The organism is Motilimonas thetidivivens, from assembly GCF_046452435.1.
Classification (GTDB): Bacteria; Pseudomonadota; Gammaproteobacteria; order Enterobacterales; family CBDFNC01; genus Motilimonas.
The window spans coordinates 49,699-75,258 of record NZ_JBKFDK010000022.1; the positions used below are offsets into that span (position 1 = coordinate 49,699).

20 protein-coding genes are annotated in these 25,560 nt (G+C 45.5%); 14 read left to right on the top strand and 6 right to left on the bottom strand.

Going from position 1 to position 25,560, the window contains the following annotated elements:
* Positions 1–2 precede the first annotated feature (2 nt).
* The 3 genes from lpxK to kdsB are packed head-to-tail and all read left to right on the top strand — an operon-like array spanning position 3 to position 1,890.
* A complete protein-coding gene (lpxK, locus tag ACK8OT_RS15285) occupies positions 3–977 on the top strand; it encodes a tetraacyldisaccharide 4'-kinase (RefSeq protein WP_410197385.1) in 975 nt (324 codons plus the stop codon).
* Positions 971–1,156, top strand: a complete 186-nt coding sequence (locus ACK8OT_RS15290; RefSeq protein ID WP_410197386.1) for a Trm112 family protein — start codon at positions 971–973, stop codon at positions 1,154–1,156. The genes lpxK and ACK8OT_RS15290 overlap by 7 nt, the downstream gene beginning before the upstream one ends.
* Positions 1,153–1,890 (top strand): 3-deoxy-manno-octulosonate cytidylyltransferase, encoded by a 738-nt coding sequence (gene kdsB / locus ACK8OT_RS15295; RefSeq protein ID WP_410197387.1) that lies wholly within the window; start codon positions 1,153–1,155, stop codon positions 1,888–1,890. The genes ACK8OT_RS15290 and kdsB overlap by 4 nt, the downstream gene beginning before the upstream one ends.
* Positions 1,891–1,964: 74 nt before the next feature.
* On the opposite strand, the gene ACK8OT_RS15300 is transcribed toward kdsB, so the two are convergent.
* Together ACK8OT_RS15300 and ACK8OT_RS15305 are read right to left on the bottom strand one after the other, a co-directional pair.
* A complete protein-coding gene (locus tag ACK8OT_RS15300; RefSeq protein ID WP_410197388.1) occupies positions 1,965–2,309 on the bottom strand; it encodes a DUF4377 domain-containing protein in 345 nt (114 codons plus the stop codon).
* Positions 2,310–2,400: 91 nt separating this feature from the next.
* Complete coding sequence (locus ACK8OT_RS15305; RefSeq protein WP_410197389.1) at positions 2,401–3,687, bottom strand: citrate synthase; 1,287 nt, start codon at positions 3,685–3,687, stop codon at positions 2,401–2,403.
* Positions 3,688–4,074: 387 nt separating this feature from the next.
* Between ACK8OT_RS15305 and sdhC the strand changes: the two genes are divergently transcribed.
* From sdhC to sucD, 8 genes are all read left to right on the top strand, one after another.
* Positions 4,075–4,461 (top strand): succinate dehydrogenase cytochrome b556 subunit, encoded by a 387-nt coding sequence (gene sdhC / locus ACK8OT_RS15310; RefSeq protein ID WP_410197390.1) that lies wholly within the window; start codon positions 4,075–4,077, stop codon positions 4,459–4,461.
* On the top strand, positions 4,455–4,799 hold the full coding sequence (sdhD, locus tag ACK8OT_RS15315) for a succinate dehydrogenase, hydrophobic membrane anchor protein (RefSeq protein WP_410197391.1): 345 nt from the start codon (positions 4,455–4,457) through the stop codon (positions 4,797–4,799). Before sdhC ends, sdhD begins: the two co-directional genes overlap by 7 nt.
* On the top strand, positions 4,799–6,565 hold the full coding sequence (gene sdhA, locus ACK8OT_RS15320) for a succinate dehydrogenase flavoprotein subunit (RefSeq protein ID WP_410197392.1): 1,767 nt from the start codon (positions 4,799–4,801) through the stop codon (positions 6,563–6,565). Before sdhD ends, sdhA begins: the two co-directional genes overlap by 1 nt.
* Before the next feature lie 12 nt (positions 6,566–6,577).
* The gene (locus ACK8OT_RS15325) at positions 6,578–7,291 is read left to right on the top strand and encodes a succinate dehydrogenase iron-sulfur subunit (RefSeq protein WP_233072413.1); all 714 of its coding nucleotides are present in this window, start codon (positions 6,578–6,580) and stop codon (positions 7,289–7,291) included.
* A 141-nt stretch (positions 7,292–7,432) separates the two neighbouring features.
* Positions 7,433–10,246 carry a 2-oxoglutarate dehydrogenase E1 component gene (sucA, locus tag ACK8OT_RS15330; protein ID WP_410197393.1) on the top strand — a complete coding sequence of 938 codons (2,814 nt, stop codon included), beginning with the start codon at positions 7,433–7,435 and terminating at the stop codon, positions 10,244–10,246.
* Positions 10,247–10,263: 17 nt separating this feature from the next.
* Positions 10,264–11,439, top strand: coding sequence for a 2-oxoglutarate dehydrogenase complex dihydrolipoyllysine-residue succinyltransferase (gene odhB / locus ACK8OT_RS15335; RefSeq protein WP_410197394.1), 1,176 nt, complete (start codon positions 10,264–10,266; stop codon positions 11,437–11,439).
* A 101-nt stretch (positions 11,440–11,540) separates the two neighbouring features.
* Positions 11,541–12,707, top strand: a complete 1,167-nt coding sequence (sucC, locus tag ACK8OT_RS15340) for an ADP-forming succinate--CoA ligase subunit beta (RefSeq protein ID WP_233072416.1) — start codon at positions 11,541–11,543, stop codon at positions 12,705–12,707.
* Positions 12,707–13,579: a succinate--CoA ligase subunit alpha gene (gene sucD / locus ACK8OT_RS15345; protein WP_410197395.1), complete on the top strand. Its 873-nt coding sequence runs from the start codon at positions 12,707–12,709 to the stop codon at positions 13,577–13,579. Before sucC ends, sucD begins: the two co-directional genes overlap by 1 nt.
* Before the next feature lie 143 nt (positions 13,580–13,722).
* Here the strand turns inward: sucD and ACK8OT_RS15350 are convergent, their stop codons facing one another.
* Positions 13,723–14,448, bottom strand: coding sequence for a GGDEF domain-containing protein (locus ACK8OT_RS15350; RefSeq protein WP_410197396.1), 726 nt, complete (start codon positions 14,446–14,448; stop codon positions 13,723–13,725).
* A 257-nt stretch (positions 14,449–14,705) separates the two neighbouring features.
* Here ACK8OT_RS15350 and ACK8OT_RS15355 point away from each other — a divergent pair, with 257 nt between their 5' ends.
* The gene (locus tag ACK8OT_RS15355) at positions 14,706–16,490 is read left to right on the top strand and encodes a putative bifunctional diguanylate cyclase/phosphodiesterase (RefSeq protein WP_410197397.1); all 1,785 of its coding nucleotides are present in this window, start codon (positions 14,706–14,708) and stop codon (positions 16,488–16,490) included.
* A gap of 299 nt (positions 16,491–16,789) precedes the next feature.
* On the opposite strand, the gene ACK8OT_RS15360 is transcribed toward ACK8OT_RS15355, so the two are convergent.
* The gene (locus ACK8OT_RS15360; protein ID WP_410197398.1) at positions 16,790–18,781 is read right to left on the bottom strand and encodes a methyl-accepting chemotaxis protein; all 1,992 of its coding nucleotides are present in this window, start codon (positions 18,779–18,781) and stop codon (positions 16,790–16,792) included.
* 231 nt (positions 18,782–19,012) lie between these two features.
* Between ACK8OT_RS15360 and dbpA the strand changes: the two genes are divergently transcribed.
* The gene (gene dbpA / locus ACK8OT_RS15365; protein ID WP_410197399.1) at positions 19,013–20,398 is read left to right on the top strand and encodes an ATP-dependent RNA helicase DbpA; all 1,386 of its coding nucleotides are present in this window, start codon (positions 19,013–19,015) and stop codon (positions 20,396–20,398) included.
* Positions 20,399–20,609: 211 nt separating this feature from the next.
* Here dbpA and arsB read toward each other — a convergent pair whose 3' ends face one another.
* Both arsB and ACK8OT_RS15375 read right to left on the bottom strand, forming a co-directional pair.
* Positions 20,610–21,632: an ACR3 family arsenite efflux transporter gene (gene arsB, locus ACK8OT_RS15370; RefSeq protein WP_410197400.1), complete on the bottom strand. Its 1,023-nt coding sequence runs from the start codon at positions 21,630–21,632 to the stop codon at positions 20,610–20,612.
* 11 nt (positions 21,633–21,643) lie between these two features.
* Complete coding sequence (locus tag ACK8OT_RS15375; RefSeq protein ID WP_410197401.1) at positions 21,644–22,405, bottom strand: metalloregulator ArsR/SmtB family transcription factor; 762 nt, start codon at positions 22,403–22,405, stop codon at positions 21,644–21,646.
* Positions 22,406–22,722: 317 nt separating this feature from the next.
* Between ACK8OT_RS15375 and ACK8OT_RS15380 the strand changes: the two genes are divergently transcribed.
* Positions 22,723–25,437 (top strand): bifunctional acetate--CoA ligase family protein/GNAT family N-acetyltransferase, encoded by a 2,715-nt coding sequence (locus ACK8OT_RS15380; protein WP_410197402.1) that lies wholly within the window; start codon positions 22,723–22,725, stop codon positions 25,435–25,437.
* The last annotated feature ends 123 nt before the right edge of the window (positions 25,438–25,560 follow it).

Sequence of the window (25,560 nt, forward strand, 5' to 3'; positions counted from 1 at the left end):
TCATGTCTTTTTGGTATAGCAGGACTATTGTTAGCTACCTACTGCTACCCTTTACTGGGTTATTTGCGTTAGTGACGACAATGAGACGACTCGCTTACCGCTTAGGCTGGCTGCGCAGTGAGCATGCTGGTGTGCCTACCATAGTCGTAGGCAATTTAAGTGTAGGTGGCAATGGCAAAACCCCCGTGGTGATCTGGTTATGTGAAATATTAACGGCGGCAGGTTTCAAACCCGGGGTGATCAGTCGGGGCTATGGCGGTAAAGCGCAGCATTACCCACTGATAGTTGATCAGCACACCAGCGGCGCCCAAGCGGGTGATGAGCCGGTGCTAATTTATCATCGCTGCCAATGTCCGGTAGTGGTGTCTCCCAGTCGAATTGACGCGGCAAGGCTATTGCGCCAATCGTATCAGGTGGATGTGATTATCTCGGATGATGGTTTACAGCATTACGCGCTGCAACGAGATATTGAGATAGTTGTGGTGGATGGCGAGCGACGCTTTGGTAACGGTTGGCTGATGCCAAGTGGGCCATTGCGGGAAACTCGTCAACGCTTAGAGAGCGTAGATCTGATAATAAACAATGGCGGTCAGATACAAGGCGATGAAGTTGCCATGTCATTAATTGCTGCTGATCCAACTCCGGTGACCGATGCGATTGCGGCGTTTGATAAAACTAAATACGGTACTCACGTTAACGCGTGTGCGGGAATTGGCCATCCTCCTCGATTTTTCAAAACCTTAGATGAGCTGGGCTTTAACGTTGCAAAAGGCGTCCCCTTTGCTGATCATCATGCTTTCGATGAAGCAGAAATTAAAGCCTTAGAGCAAACGTTGCCGCTCTTTATGACTGAAAAAGATGCGGTGAAATGCCGCGATTTTGCGCTAACCCAATCTTGGTATGTTCCGGTAACCGCAGCGATAGATGCGGCCGTAGCAGACTTAATTATTGCTAAATTAAGAGAAACATCATGCTAGATCATAATTTGCTAGAAATCATCGCTTGCCCTGTTTGTAAGGGTAAGCTGCATTATGACAAACCTAAGCAAGAATTAGTTTGTAAATTTGATCGTCTTGCCTATCAAATCAATGACGGCATTCCGGTGCTGATTGAAGAAAAGGCGCGTGAGCTAAGTTTAGACGAGATAAGCTCATGAGCTTCATTGTTGTGATCCCCGCGCGTTATCAATCCGAGCGATTACCCGGCAAGCCTTTGCTTGATCTGGGTGGCAAGCCGATGATCCAGCATGTCGTTGAGCGGGCAAAGGAAAGTGGTGCTGCGCGAGTTATTGTCGCAACGGATGATGCTCGCATAGCCGATGCGGTTGATTGTGAAGTGTGTATGACCCGAAGTGATCATCAATCGGGTACCGAGCGCTTAGCTGAAGTAGTTGAAAAATGTGGCTTTGCTGACTCTGACGTAATCGTCAACGTGCAGGGTGATGAGCCAATGATCCCAGCCAGTATCATTAAGCAGGTTGCGGTTAATCTTGCTCAGCAAACATTAGCACCGATGGCAACGCTGGCGACCAAAATAACGTCCCTTGAAGAAGCGCTCAACCCCAATGCGGTTAAAGTGGTGACGGATAAAAATGGTTATGCCTTGTATTTCAGCCGCGCCAGTATTCCTTGGCAAAGGGATAGCTTTCCTGAGCAGTTAGACAGCCAACACCCTTTGCTAAGACACATAGGTATTTACGCTTATCGTGCAGGCTTTATACAGAAATACATAGAGTTAAGTGAATCCCCATTGGAAGGGATAGAGAAATTAGAGCAGTTACGAGTGTTGTGGCATGGGGAGAAAATTCACCTAGCTATCGCCCAACAAACGCCGGTTACCGGTATTGATACCCAAGAAGATTATTTAAGGGTAAAGCAGTACTTTAATTAATACAAAGCAACAGCGCCAAAGACTAAATGAATTAGGCTAAAAGCCTAATTCATTTAAACGTGCAACATATCCGGTTACTGAATATCTTTCACTTCTAACTTACTGATAACTTTTACTAAAGTATATTTGATACTGGAGCTATCGGCTGGTGGGTTCTCCACCGTTTCTTTTTTAACCTGCAGCTGATATTGATAACCGGGCTCATAATCAAAGCCTTCGATTTTTTGATAAAACAGCTGCCAATCTTGATCTTCCGTGGTTCTAACTTGTAAACAGGTCATTGGGCCAACGCCGCTGCATTCTTGGGTTTTAGCGTTAACGTAAAGCAGTGAATCTTGAGTTAAAGTTTCGTATTTCATGCTGATGCTACTACACGCCGATAAAAGAAAAGCGCCAGCAACAAAGGCTAATTTTTTCATGTTTAGCTCCGCAAAAAAAAGAGGTCGTTAATGACCTCTTTATTCTTATGCATTTTGATGCGTTAGTCTAATATTTTTCAGATAGTTAGGATTAACGCTCGTCAATGGATTGAAAATCACGAGCCGTGTGGCCAGTGTAAAGCTGACGCGGACGACCAATTTTTTGGCCCGGCTGGCTTAACATTTCGTTCCAGTGTGCAATCCAGCCAACGGTTCTTGAAATCGCGAAGATAACGGTGAACATTGAGGTTGGAATACCCATGGCTTTAAGAATGATGCCTGAGTAGAAGTCAACGTTAGGGTATAGCTTCTTCTCAATGAAGTAAGGGTCTTCTAACGCAATTTGTTCAAGTTTCATAGCAACATCTAATAGTGGATCTTCAATGTTTAGCTCTTTCAGTACTTCATGACAGGTTTCACGCATTACGGTAGCGCGTGGGTCGAAGTTTTTGTAAACGCGATGACCAAAGCCCATTAGACGGAATGGATCGTCTTTATCTTTCGCGCGAGCGACGAATTCTTCGATTCGATCAACACTGCCAATCTCTTCTAACATGTTTAGACAAGCTTCGTTAGCACCACCGTGCGCAGGACCCCAAAGAGATGCAATACCTGCAGCGATACATGCAAACGGGTTTGCACCTGATGAGCCCGCTAGACGAACTGTAGAAGTTGAAGCATTTTGCTCGTGGTCGGCGTGTAGGATCATGATGCGATCCATCGCGCGCTCAAGTACAGGGTTAACAACATATTCTTCACATGGCACTGCGAACATCATATGTAGAAAGTTACCTGCGTAGCTGAGATCGTTACGAGGGTAAACAAAAGGTTGACCTACTGAATACTTGTAACTCATTGCAGCTAGGGTTGGCATTTTAGATAGCAGACGGTAAGCCGCAACTTCGCGGTGCCTTGCATCAGAAATATCGAGTGAATCATGGTAAAACGCAGAAAGTGCGCCTACCACACCACACATGATCGCCATCGGGTGCGAATCACGGCGGAAACCTGAGAAAAAGTCTGTTAGTTGCTCATGAACCATGGTGTGGTGCATGACAACGCGATGAAAGTCATCAAACTCTTTACGGTTGGGCACCTCGCCGTTCAGAAGTATGTAACAAACCTCTAGAAAATCAGATTTTTTTGCTAATTGGTCAATCGGGTAACCACGGTGTAGAAGTACACCTTTTGCACCATCAATAAAGGTAATTTCAGATTCACATGAAGCGGTTGCTAAAAAACCGGGATCGAAAGTGAAGTAACCTGTTTTACCCAAGCCGCGTACGTCTAGTACATTATTGCCCGCTGCTGCTTCTAATATTGGCAGCTCTACAGGCTCTTGACCTGGTAGATGTAGAGTGGCTTTTTGATCAGCCATAGCACGTCTCCTTTGCTCTTTATATGCGAGTTGGAATAACAAACGCCGCTCATTTCTACAGATCTTGCCTACGTTTGTCAATTTTGTTGTGGTTATATGGGTGCTATGTTAATGAAAAAATGAGTGCTAGTTACTATTTCTTAACAGAATGTGATGCAAAATGTTGAAACTTCATTGTAAAAGAGAATAGCCCTTCATATAATGGCGGCGTGGTCTCCTGATGGGTTGGTTGGCCAGCGTTTACGCCATTTTCAGGGTAGTGGTGATAACGCTATCTTGATTGAATGAAACGAAATACTGCAACAACCAGTTAACAACTTAGTGCTTGCTATGCGTTGTGCCATCTGGGGAAGATAACAATAACAAAAATGCTCTCAATGGAGCTGAGTGGGCAACACCGTGAAAAAGCAAAGACCTGTAAACCTCGACCTACAGACAATAAGCTTTCCTGTAACTGCTATCGCATCGATTCTGCATAGGGTTTCTGGGGTTATTGTATTTGTGGCTTTGGCTATTCTGCTATCGCTACTGGCACAATCCCTAGGCTCAAAGGAAGGATTTGACAATGTCGCCAGCCTTGCCGACAACTTCTTTATCAAATTAATCCTTTGGGGAATTCTAACTGCATTGGCATACCACATTGTTGTTGGTATCCGCCACATGATCATGGATCTGGGTTATTGGGAAGAGCTTGAATCTGGCAACCAAAGCGCCAAAGTAAGTTTCGTTATCGCAATCATCCTTTCACTACTAGCAGGGGTATTAGTATGGTAAAAATCGCCTCAGGCCTAGGCCGTAGTGGAGTACATGATTTTGTATTGATCCGTGCTTCAGCCGTTATTCTAACTTTATACACCTTATACCTTGTTGGGTTCATCGCGACCACAGACATTACCTATGAAACGTGGCAAGCATTTTTCTCTGGCACTTTTACCAAAGCATTTACCATGCTAGCGCTAGTGGCCATGCTGGTTCACGCTTGGATAGGATTATGGCAAGTGCTGACCGACTACATTAAATGTGCACTATTGCGCGGTAGTCTACAGTTTGTCTTAACTTCTATTGCCTTCATTTATATGTTTGTTGGTTTCTCTGTATTGTGGGGTGTGTAGTGAGTATTCCAGTTCGCGAATTTGACGCCATTGTAATTGGCGCAGGTGGTGCAGGCATGCGTGCTGCACTACAAATATCAAAAGAAGGTAAGAGCTGTGCGCTTTTATCTAAAGTTTTCCCAACTCGTTCACATACTGTTTCTGCGCAAGGTGGTATCACGGTTGCCCTAGGTAACGCTCACCCAGACAACTGGCAGTGGCACATGTACGATACCGTTAAAGGCTCTGATTACATCGGTGACCAAGACGCCATCGAATATATGTGTAAAACGGGCCCTGAAGCCATTACCGAACTTGAGAACATGGGATTACCTTTCTCACGCTTTGAGAATGGTCGTGTTTATCAGCGTCCTTTTGGTGGCCAATCGAAAGAATTTGGCGGTGAGCAAGCCGCACGTACGGCAGCCGCTGCTGACCGTACCGGTCATGCTTTATTGCATACCCTTTATCAGCAAAACGTGAAGAACAAAACCATGGTCTTCTCGGAGTGGTATGCATTAGACCTAGTTAAGAATGACGAAGGTGCTGTTGTGGGTTGTACCGCTATCGACATCGAGTCTGGCGAAGTGGTTTATTTCAAATCCAAAGCAACCGTATTAGCTACCGGTGGTGCAGGGCGTATCTACGCATCTACCACTAATGCTCACATCAACACTGGTGACGGCGTAGGTATGGCACTGCGTGCTGGTGTACCAGTACAAGACATGGAAATGTGGCAGTTCCACCCAACGGGTATCGCGGGTGCGGGTGTACTTGTTACCGAAGGTTGTCGCGGTGAAGGTGGTTACCTACTGAATAAAGATGGTGAGCGCTTCATGGAGCGTTATGCACCAAACGCGAAAGACTTAGCAGGCCGTGACGTTGTTGCACGCTCAATCATGATTGAGATTCGTGAAGGTCGTGGTTGTGAAGGTCCGTGGGGCCCACATGTTAAATTGAAACTCGATCATCTAGGTAAAGAGATGCTGGAGTCTAAGCTACCAGGTATCTGTGAATTATCTCGTACCTTTGCGCATGTTGATCCCGTTAAAGAGCCTATTCCTGTTATTCCAACTTGTCACTACATGATGGGCGGTCTGCCAACACGCGTGACAGGGCAGGTGCTAAAACAAGACGCAGATGGTAAAGACATCGATGTGGTTGGTTTGTTCGCTGTTGGTGAAATTGCTAGCGTATCAGTACACGGCGCTAACCGTTTAGGCGGTAACTCACTACTTGACTTAGTGGTATTTGGTCGTGCAGCAGGTCAACACTTAGGTAAAGCCCTTGATCAACTTAACGATGTTAAGCCCGCTAGCGATGCCAATATTGAAGCATCATTAGCACGCTTTAATCGTTGGGAAAGTGGTCAAGGTACTGAGTGTCCAGTGCAAATCAAAAAAGACATGCAAATGTGTATGCAAAAGAACTTCTCAGTATTTAGAGAAGGCGATGCAATGGCACAAGGCTTGGCGGAGCTTAAAGAAATTCGTGAGCGTTTACAAAATGCTAAGCTTTCCGATACCAGCTCAGAATTCAATACTCAGCGTATCGAATGTTTAGAGCTAGACAACCTAATGGAAACCGCTTACGCAACAGCGCTGGCAGCGAACTTTAGAACCGAAAGCCGTGGTGCTCACAGTCGCTTTGATTACCCAGATCGTGATGATGCAAATTGGCTATATCACTCTATTTATAACCCTGAAACCGAGCAGATGAGCAAGCGTGACGTTAACATGACGCCAGTTCACCGCGAAGCGTTTGAGCCTAAAGTTAGAACTTATTAAGGGGTTATTATAATGAAAGTGGAATTTTCGGTTTACAGATACAACCCTGATGTTGATAACGTTCCTTATATGAAGGACTACACACTAAACCTTGAAGATGGTTCGGATATCATGGTGTTGGATGCGTTACTTTTGCTCAAAGAGCAAGATCCAACCTTGTCATTCCGTCGCTCATGTCGTGAAGGTGTGTGTGGCTCTGACGGCATCAACATGAACGGTAAAAATGGCTTAGCTTGTATTACTCCGTTATCAGATTTATCGGGTAAAGATAAGATAGTGATCCGCCCATTACCAGGCTTGCCTGTGGTGCGCGACCTCGTTATCGACATGAGCCAGTTCTACACTCAGTATGAAAAGATTAAGCCTTACTTAATCAGTGATAACAAGTTGCCACCTGCGGGTGAAAACCTACAATCACCTGAAGACCGTGCTAAGTTAGATGGTTTATACGAGTGTATTTTGTGTGCCTGTTGTTCAACATCGTGTCCATCATTTTGGTGGAACCCGGACAAGTTTATCGGTCCTGCTGGTTTGCTTGCGGCTTATCGATTCTTAATTGATAGCCGAGATACGGCAACGGATGAACGTTTGGCTGGTTTAGATGATGCATTTAGCGTGTTTCGCTGTCACGGCATCATGAACTGTGTCAATGTATGTCCAAAAGGATTAAATCCTACTAAAGCCATTGGCCATATCAAGTCAATGCTGCTAAACAAGGCTGTTTAGTATAATTTGTTGCCTAACTTTATGTTTTGTAGCAAAAACTGAATAGCCATCTCTGGAGAGGTGGCTATTTTTTTGGTAAAACTACCCTACAACCGCAATAAGCGGATCGGTTTGCTCAAGAAGTATAATAAGGGATAATTGATGCAAAACAGTGCGATGAAAGCTTGGCTAGATTCTTCTCATCTGGCTGGTGCTAATGCAGCTTATGTTGAAGAGCTGTATGAAACCTATCTGCAAGACCCTACACAAATTGACCCTACGTGGCGTACTATCTTCGATGAACTCCCTGGCCTTGAGCTAACAAGCCAAGAGCAGGCGCATTCAGCAGTTATTGAAGAGTTTCGTCGCTTGGCAAAATCACCTAAACGTTTCACCTCACCGTCGGGTGAAGTGCACAACGATGAGAAGCAGGTTAAAGTACTGCAACTTATCAATGCGTTTCGTTTTCGTGGCCATCAGCAAGCGCAGCTTGATCCTCTCCGTCTATGGCAAAGAGACCCAGTTAAAGAACTGGATCCTTTTTTCCATGATTTAGAAGGCTCTGACTATGATGCAAGCTTTAATGTAGGCTCCTACGCCGTGGGCAACGATACCATGGTGCTTAAGGACCTAGTTGGCTCATTAAAGAAAACCTACTGTGGTTCAATTGGTGCAGAATACATGCACATTACCAACACAGATCAAAAGCGTTGGATCCAAAACCGCATTGAATCGTGTGAAGGTAAGCCTTCTTTTAGTGCTGACGCGAAAAAGCGTTTCCTAGAAGGCCTCACAGCAGCTGAAGGTTTAGAAAAATACATTGGCTCTAAATTTCCTGGTGCCAAGCGCTTCTCATTAGAAGGTGGTGACAGCTTCGTGCCTATGGTGAAAGAGCTGATCCGTCGTTCTGGCGAACAAGGCGCGAAAGAAGTCGTTATCGGCATGGCTCACCGTGGCCGTTTAAATATGTTGGTTAACGTGCTGGGTAAAAAGCCAGCTGACTTATTTGATGAATTTGCCGGCAAGAAAGTCTACGACGACAGTGCTGGTGACGTGAAATACCATCAAGGTTTCAGCTCAGACTTTGCGACCCCAGGTGGTGATGTCCACTTAGCACTCGCATTTAACCCATCTCATTTAGAAATCGTTAACCCAGTTGTTTTAGGGTCGGTTCGCGCACGTCAAGAGCGTCTTGGCTGCACTGATGGTTCATCTGTCGTGCCTATCACGGTTCACGGTGACTCAGCTATTGCTGGACAAGGTGTCGTGCAAGAAACCTTTAACATGTCGCAAGCGCGTGCATTCAAGGTAGGCGGTACGGTTCGTATTGTTATCAACAACCAAATCGGTTTCACTACTTCTAACCCAGAAGATACGCGCTCTACCATGTACTGTACTGACATCGCGAAAATGGTCCAAGCACCGATTTTCCACGTTAATGCAGACGATCCTGAAGCGGTTATCTTAGTTGCCCAAATTGCCCTTGATTTTAGAAATACATTTAAGCGCGATGTGGTTATTGACTTAGTTTGTTACCGTCGCCACGGTCACAACGAAGCAGATGAGCCAAATGCAACACAGCCGTTGATGTACCAAAAGATCAAGAAGCATCCAACGCCACGTAGTATCTACGCAGATCAACTGATCAACGAAGGTGTTATCGATAAGGCGCAAGCCAAAGCATTCGTTGATAACTATCGTGATGCGCTTGATAAGGGTGACTGTGTGGTCGAAGAATGGCGTCCAATGCAGAAGCATTCGGTAGACTGGACACCGTATCTAAAACACGATTGGGATACCCCATACGATACTCAATATCCTTTAGAGCATTTAAAAGCTTTGGGTGAGAAAGTATGTCAATACCCAGAAACGCATCCATTGCACTCACGCGTTGAGAAAATCTATCAAGACCGTATCGCCATGACACGTGGCGAGAAACTGATTGATTGGGGTTTTGCTGAAACCTTAGCCTACGCAACGTTACTCGACAGCCAATACAATGTGCGTATTGTTGGTCAAGATTCAGGTCGTGGTACCTTCTTCCACCGTCATGCTGTGCTACATAACCAAAATGACGCTAGCACTTACATGCCGCTTGCCAATATTAAAGACAACCAAGGCCGTATTGAAATTTACGACTCGGTATTATCTGAAGAAGCGGTACTGGCATTTGAATATGGTTACTCAACGGCTGAGCCAAAAGGTTTGGCCATTTGGGAAGCGCAGTTTGGTGATTTTGCCAACGGTGCCCAAGTGGTATTTGACCAATTCTTAAGCTCGGGTGAGCAAAAATGGGGCCGTATGTGTGGTCTAACATTATTGCTACCGCACGGTTATGAAGGCCAAGGCCCAGAACACTCTTCCGCACGTCTTGAGCGTTACTTGCAGTTATGTGCTGAGCACAACATGCAAGTCGTGGTGCCATCAACACCTGCACAAGTGTTCCAGATGTTACGTCGTCAAGTGGTGCGTCCAATGCGTCGTCCACTGATTGTGATGTCACCTAAGTCATTACTACGTCATCCACTTGCGGTTTCTAGCCTAGAAGAGCTAGCCAATGGTCGTTTCTACAACGCAATTGGTGAAATTGATGATCTTGATCCCAAACAAGTTACGCGCTTAGTGATGTGTAGCGGTAAAGTCTATTACGATTTACTCGAACAACGTCGCAATAACGAGCTTAACAATGTTGCCATTATTCGTATTGAACAACTTTACCCATTCCCAACGGAAGAAGTAGAGGAAATTCTTGCTCAATATCAACATGTTAAAGACTTCGTTTGGTGTCAAGAAGAGCCACAAAACCAAGGCGCTTGGTATTGTAGCCAGCATCACTTCAGAAATGTATTGCCTGAAGGTGCGACATTAACTTATACCGGCCGTGCAGCTTCGGCTTCGCCAGCGGTAGGTTATATCTCTGTACACTTAAAACAACAAAAAGCGTTGGTTAATGACGCACTTGGTCTGAAAGAATAAGAGTAAAGGAAAGCTAAATGGCTATCGAAATATTAGTTCCAGATTTACCTGAGTCTGTCGCGGACGCAACGGTTGCAACTTGGCATGTTAAGCCAGGTGAATTTGTTGAGCGTGATGAAATCTTAGTTGATATCGAAACCGACAAAGTGGTACTTGAAGTACCGGCTTCTGAGTCAGGTATTCTTGAAGCGATTGTTGAAGAAGAAGGTGCAACGGTTCTTTCTAAACAGCTTCTTGGTCGTATTGCCCCAGGTGCCGCTGCAGATAAAGCCACGCCAGCACCCGCAGCGGAAGCAGCTCCAGCGCAAGGCCCTGCTGACGCAAGCCCATCGGTACGCCGTTTAATGAACGAGCACGGCATTGATGCTAGCCAAATTAAAGGCACAGGCAAGGGCGGTGTGATCACCAAAGAAGACGTGGATAATTTCCGCAATGCTAAAGCAGCGCCTGCTGCCTCTGCACCTGTTGCTGCTGCACCAGAAGCAGTCGCCGCGCGCAGTGAAAAGCGTGTGCCAATGACGCGTCTACGTAAACGCATCGCTGAGCGCTTATTAGAAGCGAAAAACTCAACGGCGATGTTGACTACGTTTAACGAAATCAACATGAAACCTATCATGGATATTCGTAAGCAATACCAAGAAGTGTTTGAGAAGAAACACGGTATTCGCCTAGGTTTTATGTCTTTCTACGTTAAAGCGGTAACGGAAGCGCTAAAACGTTACCCAGAAGTTAACGCATCGATCGACGGTGAAGACATCGTGTACCACAACTACTTCGATGTGAGCATTGCCGTGTCTACTCCTCGCGGTCTTGTAACGCCAGTATTACGTGATTGTGATACCTTAGGCCTTGCAGACATTGAGAAGAACATTCGTGAGTTGGCGATTAAAGGCCGTGATGGCAAGCTAACCGTAGAAGAGATGATGGGCGGTAACTTCACCATCACTAACGGCGGTGTATTTGGCTCACTATTATCTACGCCAATCATCAACCCACCTCAAGCAGCTATCTTGGGCATGCACAAAATCCAAGATCGTCCAATGGCGGTGAATGGCAAGGTTGAGATTTTACCTATGATGTATCTGGCGTTGTCATACGATCATCGCTTAATTGATGGTAAAGAATCAGTGGGCTTCTTAGTAACGGTTAAAGAGCTACTAGAAGATCCAACACGCTTACTACTGGATGTATAAGTAGTAAGTAAGCAGTTTATAAGTTTGGGCTCACAACGAGCCCATTTCGCAGGGTGGTTGACACCTTTTAAAACGTTGATAAAAAAAACGGATAGAACATCATGAATTTGCATGAGTACCAGGCAAAACAGCTATTTGCTGATTTCGGATTGCCAGTTCCAGAAGGATACGCGTGTGATACACCACACGAAGCCGCAGAAGCAGCCAGCAAAATTGGTGGCGAGAAATGGGTTGTAAAATGTCAGGTACACGCCGGTGGCCGTGGTAAAGCGGGTGGCGTTGAGTTACATACAACCAAAGATGGCATCAAAGGTTTTGCAGAAAAGTGGCTAGGTAAAAACCTAGTGACTTACCAAACAGACGCTAACGGTCAACCAGTTGCTAAAATTCTTGTTGAAGAAGCATCTAACATTGCGAACGAGCTGTACCTAGGTGCAGTTGTTGACCGTGGTTCACGTCGCGTCGTTTTCATGGCATCTACCGAAGGTGGTATGGAAATTGAGAAAGTAGCGGAAGAAACGCCTGAGCTGATCCATAAAGCTGCGATTGACCCACTAGTAGGCCCACAGGCTTACCAAGGCCGTGAACTTGCGTTCAAACTGGGCTTAGTTGGCGATCAAATTAAGCAGTTCACTAAGATTTTCTTAGGCCTAGGCAACATGTTCATTCAACATGATCTAGCGCTACTAGAAATCAACCCACTTGTCGTAACTGGCGAAGGCAATCTGCTATGTCTAGACGGTAAAATTAACATCGATTCAAACGCGATGTACCGTCAGCCTAAGCTACGTGAAATGCACGATCCTTCACAAGAAGACGAGCGCGAAGCTCACGCAGCTAAGTTCGAGCTTAACTATGTAGCACTCGATGGTAACGTAGGTTGTATGGTAAACGGTGCGGGCCTAGCTATGGGTACCATGGATATCGTTAACCTACACGGTGGCAAGCCAGCTAACTTCTTAGATGTGGGCGGCGGCGCAACCAAAGAGCGCGTAGCGGAAGCATTCAAGATCATCTTATCTGACGCGAACGTGAAAGCCGTACTGGTTAACATCTTCGGTGGTATCGTACGTTGTGACATGATCGCAGAAGGTATTATCGGCGCGGTGAAAGAAGTGGGCGTTGAAGTACCGGTTGTTGTTCGCCTTGAAGGTACCAATGCCGAGCTTGGTCGTGAAGTATTGGCTAAGTCTGGTCTAGATATCATTGCTGCTACAAGTCTTACTGACGCGGCTGAGCAAGTAGTTAAAGCTGCGGAGGGCAAATAATGTCTGTATTAATTAATAAAGATACCAAGGTAATCTGTCAGGGTTTCACTGGCGGTCAAGGTACATTCCACTCAGAGCAAGCGATTGCTTACGGCACGCAAATGGTTGGCGGTGTATCACCTGGTAAAGGTGGCACTGAGCACTTAGGTTTGCCGGTGTTTAACACAGTACGTGAAGCAGTAGAAGCTACAGGCGCAACGGCTACCGTTATCTACGTACCAGCTCCATTTTGTAAAGATGCAATCCTAGAAGCGATTGATGCCGGTATTCAGCTGATTGTAACTATCACTGAAGGCATCCCAACGCTAGACATGCTAGACGTAAAAGTGAAGCTTGAAGAAACTGGCGTGCGCATGATTGGTCCTAACTGTCCGGGTGTGATCACCCCAGGTGAATGTAAGATTGGTATTATGCCAGGTCACATTCATAAGCCAGGTAAAGTAGGTATTGTTTCTCGCTCTGGTACGCTAACGTACGAAGCGGTTAAGCAAACTACGGACGCAGGTTTCGGTCAGTCTACTTGTGTTGGTATCGGTGGTGACCCAATCCCAGGTACTAACTTCATCGACGTACTAGAAATGTTCCAAAACGACCCAGCGACAGAAGCGATTGTGATGATCGGTGAAATCGGTGGTACGGCTGAAGAAGAAGCTGCGGCTTATATTAAGGCTAACGTAACTAAGCCTGTTGTTTCTTACATTGCAGGTGTTACTGCACCTCCTGGTAAGCGTATGGGCCATGCTGGTGCGATCATCTCTGGTGGTAAAGGTACTGCTGAAGATAAATTTGCTGCACTAGAAGCTGCGGGTGTTAAAACCACTAAATCGCTAGCTGAAATCGGCTCAGCTCTAAAAGAAGTGACTGGCTGGTAAGCGACCCTTCTAACGAAAAACCCGCCTGAGTGCGGGTTTTTTTATGACTTGAATTTTGCTCCTGTGGGAGAGCTTGCTGCGCGCATGCGTCAATGAAATATGAGTTAGTAACTATTTGCCATGGTTTATTGTTTCGTGGCTTATCACCATTGCTGATAGATATCTTGCTCGGTTAGTTTCGCTTCGAGTAACGCATCTTGCGCGCGTTGCAGCGCTTGTTCTATCGAGTCACCTTGATGGCTCTGAGTTAAGCCAAGTCGGCACACAATCTCCATGCTACTAAACAATTCATCTATTATTGCGCGGTGAAGTTTTTTGGCTAACAGCTGGGTTTGGTGCACATCATAGCCCTTAGCTATCACAATAAATTGAGCACCAGTCCAGCGTGCGCTAAAGCCATTTTTGCCACAATAACGCGCCAAAATAGCGGCTTTTTTTACTAACACTTCATCGCCAATGTCATAGCCAAAGGTTTCGTTAATCTGCTTAAAATTGTCTAAATCAATCAGCATTAGCCCAAATTGGACTTGCTGTTTTTGCAGTTTACTTAACTCAATAGTGGCGGCTCTGCGATTATGTCCCTTGGTGATGGCATCTTGCAGCGACAGTTTTTCTACGATCAGATATAGCCCTTTAATTTCACGCCATCGACGCCAGGAAAACCACCCAAAGCAGAGCGACAGAAACATAACGAAAGGGATCACTTCGTCCAGTTCAACGTGCTCATATTGCGCAGTGGTATGAAATAGCCACTCTGACATATCAAACTGAAGGGATAAGATTAATACCAGTAATGATAATAATGCTATTGTTAACAAGTCGCGTCTTGCGGAGCTGGTTAAGCTGATTGAATTACTAAATCGTTTCATCCTTGGCCTCCTTGCAAGGTATAAAATTACTTTAGTTCATTTCACCGTGTTAATTAATCGTTGAAACATAAAATGTTTTAAAACGTTACGTGATGCGCAGAATTTTCGTCTAAATGATCTGTTTTACTTTTGTTTAAGCAGTATTCTAATGGGAGTATGTGTGAGCATGACAGCAGTTTTATCAATAGATGATATTGTTGCTTTAGGCCTTTATTTATTTTTGCCATACTGACTTGAAGCCTTTGCAAGGGAGCTCTATGTCAAATCTATCGTTTCATTGGCGCGCTTTGTTAAATATGGCAACCTGGGTCACCCTATTTTATTATGGTGCCGTTGTTATCGTGTTTTTGACCTTGTATCAAGAGCATGAGCATTACCACTTTGTTTATGTTGCCTTTCCTGTTTTGCTCATTTACGCCAAATTATCTAAGTCTTATTTGCATACCTGTATTAGTGCTTTATTGTCTTTATTGATTGTCGTGGTTGGCGGTATTTTTGATCCTCTCCCCATTGATATGGTTGAAGAAACTTTCCTCTTACTGCCTTTAATCTACGTTATTTTATTCCCACACACCTTATGGCCCATCGCCAGCTCGGTTATCCTGATGTTGGTCTTTTTCCTGCATGTTCCCGAAACAGAACTTGATGAATTTATTGAAGATGCCATAGAGCTGCTGACAATCACCACCTTTGCCTCTGTAATGGCGTTCTTTCAACAAAAGTTAAAGCAACAAATGCTTACTTATCGCCAAGAAAGTATGACTGATTATTTAACTCAACTACCTAATCGTAAAGGGTTTTATTACAACTTGGCCAAGTTTAAATTGCATGGTCATGATGCGTCGCAACATGCGGCTTTATTGCAGATTGATCTCGATGGTTTTAAGCGTATTAACGATAACATGGGCCATAATATTGGTGACTTGGTGTTACAAGAGTTTGCTAAACGCTTAAGACAATTAGAGTCACACTGGGTTTCCTGCCATCGGATCGGCGGTGATGAATTTGCCGTGTTAATTAAACAACGTGCCGATTTGACGCTGGAAGCGGAGCAGCTGGCCAACCGGATAATAAGTTTTTCTGAGCTTCCTTATACTTTTTTAAACCGTGAGTACCACTTAACGGCCAGCATCGGTATCGCTCTATATCAAGATTCGTCTGGCCTAAATGATATATGGTGTCGCAATGCCGATATTGCCATGTATCGCTCTAAGGAAAATGGTAAGAATACCTTTCATTGGTTCGACCATCAGCTGATCCAAGAAACCATTCGCCGCTATCAATTAGAGAAAGAGCTATTGCTGGCATTAGAGCAAGAGCAGTTTCATTTGGTTTACCAACCCAAGGTAAATATTAAAACCGAACAAGTGATCGGGGTTGAATCACTGATCCGCTGGCGCCACCCCCAGCTTGGTTTAATCCCCCCGGTGGACTTCATTCCCATCGCCGAAGATAGCCAGCAAATAATCATATTGGGGCGCTGGGTAATGGAAGAGTCGTGCCGACAAGCAAAGCGTTGGTTAGATGCTGACATTGAAGTGGTGGTATCCGTTAACGTATCGGCAGTGCAACTCGCCCATGATGATGTCTACCAGATGATTGAACAAGCGCTGGGGCTCACCAATTTACCCGCTCGTTTATTGCAAATTGAAATTACCGAAACGGCGATCATGGAAAACCCAGAAAGCATCATTGTCACCCTTGCGAGTTTGAGAGCCTTGGGTGTTAAAGTGGCCATTGATGATTTTGGTGTAGCGTATTCTTCGCTCAATTATTTGCGTAAACTACCCGTTGATGTGCTTAAAATCGACAAATCATTCATTGATGATTGCGTTACTAATCATAAAGATAAAATGATAGTGCGCACCGTGGTGCAATTAGGCCATAACCTTGATGTACTGGTCACCGCAGAGGGGGTAGAAGAGCAATCTCAGTTAGACTTACTCGCCGAAGAGGGCTGTGATATGTACCAAGGCTACTTGTTCTCAGCCCCTGTCTCGGCCGAGCAAATCGCCCAATATATGCAACCAATGAAACAGTAATTTAAGTTCAGTAATTTAAGTTCATTAAGTTGGGTTCAACAACCAGGGCGAGCGCATGAGTGAACAAAATACAATCAACCAAGCGAACGAAGTGGAATTTTCTTATATGAAACGCCGTGAAATCATCCTTGATGGCTTAACTGCCGCATCCCTGCGGCAGATATTCGTCTAAGAAAACACCACTAAACGTTCAAAAAAACATTCATGTGTTTGCCTTGGTTTAACGACTTAGGTTTCATCACTCCCGAAAACTTCCTCGTAAACGTGTAAGTAAACGTGTGAGTAAACTTGTAAGTAAACTAATCAGAAACATTAAATCGAGTAACAACCTCATTGAGCTGCTCTGCCAGTTCCGTTAAGTTGTTATTAACCTGATTGATAGCACTCGATGACGCGTCTATTTGTTGGAAACTTTGGTGCATTTCATTGATATTGCGATTGATTTCTTCACTTACTGTACTTTGCTCTTCAGCAGCGGTTGCCACTTGAATATTCATCATACTAATCGCTTTGATATTGCCAACGATTTCACTGATATCACTGCCTGCCCGTTTGGCTTCATTAACACTCATATCAACTTGCTTCATCCCTCTCTCCATGGCGGCTACAGCTTGCTGAGCGCCAACTTGTAAGTTTTTAGCCATGGTTTCGATTTGTTCGGTACTGCTACGTGTTTTGGTCGACAGAGAGCGAACCTCATCGGCCACGACAGCAAAGCCTCGACCCGATTCGCCTGCTCGTGCAGCTTCAATGGCTGCGTTAAGGGCTAACAAATTGGTTTGGTCAGAAATGTTTTTAATCACATCTAAGAACTGGCCGATTTCTGTTGCTGACTTATCCAGCTCCGTAATGACCGTCATAACTTGGCTCATTTCTTGTTGCAACGAGGCGATCGCATCAACCGTTGCATCCACTTCTTCATCGCCATGGCTTGCTTGGCTGGTGGCCTGCTCGGTTTGCTCCGAGGCTTGTACCGCGTTGTGAGCAATTTCATGTACCGTTGCATTCATCTCGTTCATCGCGGTAACAACCAAGTCAACTTGCGTCATACCGCTGCGCACCTGCGTCAGCATATGATGAGTTAGCGTTTCATTTTCCGACGTTGCAAGAGCCAATGTTTGCGAGGAATGCTTTATTTGACTTAACAAATCCTCAACACTTTCAAGTAGTTGATTAATAGAGTCGGCAATTAGGCCGATTTCATCTTGGCCAGCAACTGTTAATCGTTGACCAAAGTGCTTTGTTTTAATAATTGATGAGATACTGGCATGACACGATTGGGTATTGGCTGTAAGTTGTCTCGCGATGATAAAACTGATCAAAATTGAGAGCAGAATACAAGGTGCTGAAATCACAATGCTGAGCCAGAAATGTTGTGTTTGTTCATCAATAATCATCTGATTTTGCGTTAAGAAATCAGCAACTAATTTCTCTTCTATCTGTTTTAGAATATTTATTTTTGCGGTAATGGCGCTAAACCACACTTCGGCGTCTTGATTAAAATTACCTTCGGTCGCTTTCGCTAAGGCAATTTGGCGCATCTCTTGAACTTTTTTTACATCCGCCGTGTTGAGCTGTTGCTTGACGTAGTTTGCCAGATCAGGACGGTGAGCAAGAAATTTATCGAGATAAGCATCTTGCTCGGCTAACAGACGAATAAAACGTTCATAAAAGCCGGGCTTAAAATGGTTGGCGGCAAAGGAATTACTCAAGACCGCTCGCTCTATTCCGGCTCGCTCTTTATGCTGCAAAAAGGCACCAATCGCGACCGCGTCAAGGGCTAAACTGACCTCGGTGTTTTGATTGGCAATCAAATCGAGTGTGCTTAATAACAGTTTATTCAATTGGGTGTAATAGGCCACCTCATCGGCCACGCTAATATTAAGTGCCGATACCTTAGTTCTAATGCTTTGAAGTTGAGCTGCTTGGCGAGAAATATCACTGAGTAGGGCGCTGATGCTCTGATCGAATTGATGCTGCTGGGTGTGGCTATCAAACGCCGCTTGCTTGGTGTTGGTGAGCTGTCTTTGTTTGGTTAAAGCATTTTTAAACTTGGTTCCGTTTGAGCCCAAAAATCCTGCCGACATACCACGCTCTTTTTGTAGCTCGTGTACCCATTCACTGCTCACCTTTGCCAAGGTAGTTAATTGCATCAAGGCAATATCGTTTTGCTTATGCTGGTAAACTTGCATTACGTTAGCTAAGGCAAAATACAGTAAGCCCAAAACCGGGAATAACACGGCTAAACCTAATTTTTTACTGATGGTCAGGTTAGACAGGAATGAGTTCATTCAAACAGCTCCAAATAGCATTTAATATATTAAATATAGAAGCCTAGTTGATGAATTCGTTATTTATTTGCATTTAAGTTTGATTTTTATCACGCCTTAGCGTGACTTCATTGCGGTGACAAAGTGTCCAGATAAAAACATGACGCCAAGATGTATCCTATATCTTGGCAATGCCTGATATACTGCGCCCAATACAAAAGACCGCTCTGGCGGCCAATTAGGAATTTAGTTTTGACGCAAACCGCTTTTTCAACCCTTGATCTTCGCGCCGAGTTACTTGGCAACCTAGAATCACTCGGCTATGAGGCCATGACGCCGATCCAAGCACAAAGCTTGCCGGCCATTATCGCTGGCAAAGACGTGATTGCTCAGGGAAAAACCGGCTCAGGTAAAACCGCCGCCTTTGGTTTAGGTTTACTGCAAGCATTGAATGTACAGCGGTTTCGAATCCAAACCTTAGTGCTGTGTCCAACCCGTGAATTGGCCGACCAAGTTGCGGTGGAAATCAGACGATTAGCGCGCCAGATCCACAACATTAAGGTACTCACTCTTTGCGGTGGTTTACCCTTTGGACCGCAAATTGGCTCATTGGAGCACGGTGCCCATATCGTGGTTGGTACGCCGGGGCGAGTGGTGGATCACCTAAACAAAGGCACCTTAGTGCTGGATGACATCAACACCTTTGTGCTTGATGAAGCTGATCGCATGCTCGACATGGGCTTTCAAGATGCGCTCGATGCCGTCATTGCCAAGCTGCCAGCGAAGCGTCAAACCTTGCTGTTTAGCGCAACCTTTCCGCCAGAAATCAAAACCATTGCCGAGCGGATCATGGACCAGCCAACCATGGTGAAAGTGGAATCTACCCACGCCACCAACACCATCGCCCAGCACTTTTTTGAAGTGGAGAATTTTGCCGAGCGCTTAGACGCTATTCGTCTGCTATTAATGCAGCACCAGCCAAATTCATGTGTGGTTTTTTGTAATATGAAAAAAGACACCGAAGAAGTGGCCAACGAACTGCGCAACTTTGGCTTTAGCGCCTTGGCCTTACACGGCGATTTAGAGCAAAAAGACCGCGACCAAACCTTAGTGCGCTTTGCCAACAAAAGTGTCTCGGTACTGGTGGCCACCGATGTCGCCGCCCGCGGCCTTGATATCGATGCCCTGGATGCCGTGATCAACTACCAACTTTCACACGATCCCGAAGTACACGTACACCGCATTGGCCGCACCGGAAGAGCCGGGAGTAAAGGCATCGCCTGCTCATTAATGAGCGCCAAAGACGTTAACAAGGTGATCGCCCTAGAAGATTACCTCGGCATCCGCATCAACGCCGAGCCATTACCGGATCACAGCGTATTAAACCAAGCCATCGCTCAACCTAGCATGGTCAGTTTGCGCATCGACGGCGGCAAAAAGCAAAAAGTACGCCCCGGCGACATAGTGGGCGCATTAACCGCAGATAAAGAAATCACCTTTGAACAAATCGGCAAAATCCAAGTGCTAGACAACTGGGCCTACGTCGCCGTGGCTCGAAATTGCGCTAGTAAGGCTTTAAAGAAACTAGAGCAAGGCAAGATAAAAGGCCGCAAATTTCGCGTCGCAAGAATGCGGTGATCAAATGAGAATAGGGGATAGGGTTTAAACCCTGTCTCTTTGCCATTTTCATTTCTGCATCATGCATCAGCGCGACACTCGCTTGTGAACCCGCATGTTAAACTGTGAGACTGATGTTGTTAAATCAACATCTTTCTTTCTGGGACAAAGTGTAAAGATACAACTAGCGCCAATTTGTCATATAGGTGAGCTTGCAAAAGAGTTCGCCTAATTATTCGTTAAACCAATGTTTTGTTCTGTTCACAATCGCTACGAGAGACAGCATGACGGGAACCTCAACCAAAACCCCAACTACGGTTGCCAATGCCGCGCCTGAATGTAAGCCGAAAAGGGAGATTGCCACCGCTACTGCTAATTCAAAGAAGTTTGATGTGCCAATCAAACAGGCGGGGGCTGCAATGTTGTGCTTTAGCTTGAGTTTTACCGCGATAAAATAGGCAATAATGAAAATGCCATAGGTTTGAAGGATTAGCGGTATTGCAATTAACAATATATTGAGTGGTTGTTCAACGATGGTATTTGCTTGAAAGCCGAATAGCAACACCACTGTTGCTAGCAAGCCGATAACAGAAAACGGTTTTAATTTTTCTAGCAAGGTTGTGATAGCTGCTTCATCACGGCCTGAACTGTTTAAGTGTTTTCTAGTCAGGATTCCTGCAATTAAAGGAAGCAATACATACAAAATAACCGAGATAAACAAGGTTCCCCAAGGTACATGAATATCTGTTACCCCAAGCAATAACCCTGCAATTGGTGCGAATGCAAATATCATGATGATGTCGTTCACCGACACCTGAACCAAGGTATAGTTTGCATCACCTTTTGTTAATTGCGACCAGACAAATACCATTGCAGTACAAGGTGCTACGCCAAGTAAAATCATACCTGCAATGTATTCTTGTGCGGTTTCAGGTGATACAAAATCAGCAAATAGCCCTTCAAAGAACAACCAACCTAATGCAGCCATCGAGAACGGTTTGATAAGCCAGTTGATCACTAAGGTTAATACTAGACCTTGTGGATTTTTGCCAACTTCTTTTATGGTTGAAAAGTCGACTTGCACCATCATTGGGTAGATCATCACCCAGATGAAAACCGCAACAACTACATTGACATGGGCGATTTCAAGCCTTGCTATTGTTTCAAATAGCGGTGGATACGTAATGCCTAAAGCCACACCAACTATAATAGATATCGCAACCCAAATAGATAAATAGCGTTCAAAAATTCCCATCGTCAGTTCCCTTAATTACAGAAGCTTGCCACACGCGTTGGTCTATCACCCATCGCATTTAATCTGGCTAGTTCTTGTTCAATAAAAATTGGTTCATTTACTACCGTTGAAGTGATTGTTTGTTTCATCCACTCTGGTAGAGTTGGATTGAGTGAATAAAACACCCATTGCTGATGTTTTCTGTCAGATAAGATGCCATTTTTTCTGAGCTGTGCGAGGTGACGGGATACTTTTGGCTGGCTCTCTTCATCGAGTGCAGTCATTAGCTCACAGACACACGCTTCACCCTCAACGGCAATAATCAATAGTGTTTTCAAACGAATGTCATCTGCCAGTGCTTTGTAAAAAGTAGTAGGTGTTATTGGTGCTGGTTTTTGCTTCCCTTGTTTTAGCAAAAACAATTTGATCCGCTCGTTTAGCTTTTGCAGCGTCTTTTCAAATGGATTGGCATCACTGCGAGAGCAAGGTGCAGGAAAATCCCAAGCAAGGAAATGGGTGCCGTTGACTCGGCTGTCGCACTCTTTTGCGGCTTGATCACACAGGGTAATAACAAAATCGAAATGGATATTGCTAACTTCGTCAAGGTGTTTTGGGTATAAACCATCGGTGTGTAATCCAAAGTACTCAAGAGCTGACAAGGTGCGACTATCAACACTATTTGGCTCAATACCCGCGCTGTAGACTTCGTAGTCTCCTTTACCATGATGTTTTAACAATGCTTCGGCCATAATCGATCTTGCCGAATTATCCGTGCATAAGAATAGAACCTTCATATCACCATCCATAACGAATTCATTATATAATAAATTTGTTATGAATTTGGGGCAATACATTTTTTGAAACTGAAAATTATGACTAATTCGTTGTGCCAAGATAACAGTTTAAATAACACATTTTTATCCAAAGATAAGCTAACGCCATCTCTGCTTTATTAAAAACAGGTCTAGAAATCAATAGAACTGCTTTTTGCCGCAAACCTACGCCAATCCCCTGAAATGATGCATTTTTGTGAATGGCTAGGCATAGCTAAGTGGTACCTTAGTGTATCCTTGTAGCACGCTTGTTATTTTTCAAAGTTGAAGACGCCGATATGAGCCAACGTAATCTAAATCTACTTTTTAAACCCCAGTCGGTTGCGGTGATCGGGGCTTCTACCCGTGAGCAGCGCGCGGGCAACGTGGTAATGAAAAACTTGCTGGCAGGGGGCTTTTCTGGCCCGATCATGCCGGTGACCCCTAAATACAAGGCGGTGCTGGGGGTGTTGGCTTATCCCAATATCGAAGCCTTACCACAAGTACCAGATTTAGCGATTGTTTGTACGGCGGCGCAGCGTGTACCGCAAATTGTAGAAAAGCTAGGTCAACATGGTTGTAAAGCCGTGGTGGTGGTGTCGGGTGGCTTTGATGAGCTTTGCAGTGAAGATGGCGTTGCTTTAAAACTGCAACTAAATGAATTTGCTAAAAAATATGGCATCCGCATTTTAGGCCCAAACAGTTTAGGCTTGATCTTGCCCGCCATTGGCCTAAATGCCAGCTTAGCCCATGCTGGGGCGCTGCCGGGGAAGTTAGCCTTTGTGTCGCAATCGGCGGCGATTTGTACCACGGTATTAGATTGGGCCAATAACAAGGGCATCGGCTTTTCGCATTTTATTTCCCTTGGCGATGGCATCAATGTCGATTTTGATGAGATGCTTGATTTATTAGGGCGCGACGGTAAAACCCGGGCCATCATGCTGTATGTCGATTCGGTGCACCAAAGCCGTGATTTTATGTCGGCGGCGCGTGCGGCCTCGCGCAATAAACCCATTTTGGTGATTAAGTCTGGCCGCAGCCATGAGGGTGCACGGGCGGCTGAGTTACACACAGGGGGTGTTACCGGCAGTGATGCGGTGTACGATGCGGCGTTTAAGCGCGCAGGTATGCTGCGAGTAAACGATTTACATGAGCTGTTTGCGGCGGTAGAAACCTTAGCCCATTCCAACCCCCTTAAAGGGGAGCGCTTAGCCATAGTGACTAACGGCGGCGGGCCGGGTGTATTAGCGGTGGATGCGTTAATTGAGCGCGGTGGCAAATTAGCGCAGCTGGATGAGGCGACTATCACTGAGCTGGATAAGGTGCTGCCAAGTAACTGGTCGCGTGCTAATCCCGTGGATATTATAGGGGATGCCACCCCAGAGCGTTACGCGCGGGCAGTGGATGTGCTGATGAATTCGTCGGAAATTGATGCTGTATTGGTGATGCATTCGCCCTCGGCGTTAGCCCACAGTGAGGAAACCGCCGAAGCGGTGATCAGCGCCGTTAAACTGCATCCTAATCAACGTCGCTTTAATATTTTAACCAATTGGACGGGGGAAGAAGCCGCCTATGAGGCCCGCCGTTTGTTCTCGGCTGCAGGGCTGCCGACTTATCGTACCCCTGAAGGGGCGGTGGGCGCCTTTATGCACATGGTGGAATACCGTCGTAACCAAAAGCTGTTGATGGAAACCCCACAATCGATTCCCGCCGATTGGCCAGCCCATGCCGATATTGCAAGAACGCGATTACAAGCCGCTTTGGCCGATGGCAAGCAGATTTTAGAAACCCATGAAATGCAGCCTATTTTAGAAGCGTATGGGTTAAAAACCATTCCTACTTGGTTTGCTAAAGATGCTAGCGAAGCGGTGGAAACCGCCAATCGTATTGGTTATCCGGTGGCGCTCAAGGTGCAATCGCCCGACATTCACCATAAAAGTGATGTTCATGGGGTGGTGCTCAATCTCAATTCGCAAATAGAGGTGTTACAGGCGGCGCAGTCTATTACCCAAAGGGTGAAAGACAGATTCCCCGAAGCCAATATTGACGGCATGATAGTGCAAAAAATGGCGCTTACCGCAGGGGCGCAAGAATTACGGGTAGCAGTGAAAAATGATCCTGTGTTTGGCCCTGCTATTTTACTGGGGGAAGGTGGCTCCGAATGGGATATTAGTCGCGATGCCGCCGTTGCGCTGCCGCCGCTGAATATGGCGCTATCGCGTTACATGGTGATCAATGCCCTTAAGAGCCAGAAGATCCGCGATCGCCATTTGCCTTTGGGTTTTGATATGGAAGCCCTGTGCGTGATGCTAACGCAAGTGGCGCACTTGATTATTGACTGCCCAGAAATTTATGAAATCGATTTTAATCCGGTATTAATGGCAGGCAGCAAGATCACCCTGCTTGATGTCAATGTGAAGTTACAGCATGTCGATGGCGACCCTGCGGCGCGCCTTGCTATTCGCCCTTACCCCAAAGAGCTCGAAGAATACGTCACTATTCGTAATGGCAGTAAGGTATTAGTGCGCCCCATCTTACCCGAAGATGAGCCCAAACATAGGGTGTTTGATTCTGGCCTATCGGCAGAGGATAGATACAAGCGCTATTTTGGTGAGCGGGCGCAAATGACCCATGAAGAAATGGCTCTGCTAACGCAAATTGACTATGCACGAGAAATGGCATTTGTGGCGGTGGCCTATAACGATAATGACGAGGAAGGTGAAACCTTAGGCGTGGTGAGGGCATCAACGGATCCCGATAACACCGAAGCTGAATTTGCCATGGTCGTAAAAGGTGATATGCAAGGTCAAGGCTTAGGTCGATTCTTACTGGATAAGCTGATCCGTTATTATAAAAACAATGGCACCCAAACCTTAATGGGCTTTACCATGTTGCAAAACAAGGGCATGTCGGAGTTAGCTAAAAAGCTTGGCTTTAAGGTAACGATTGAACTCGAAGACGGTTTAATTGAGATGGTGTTGCCATTGCAAACGGACGAAGCCGTCAGCGAGTAGCTTGCATCTTGGCTTGTGGGACCTGAGCTTGCTCAGGGAATGGGTGGTGATGTTCGTCGATATACAGCGATGAGGCCCTTAAAATTGATTGATAATCATGTGGTTATTCGCGGTTTAAAAACC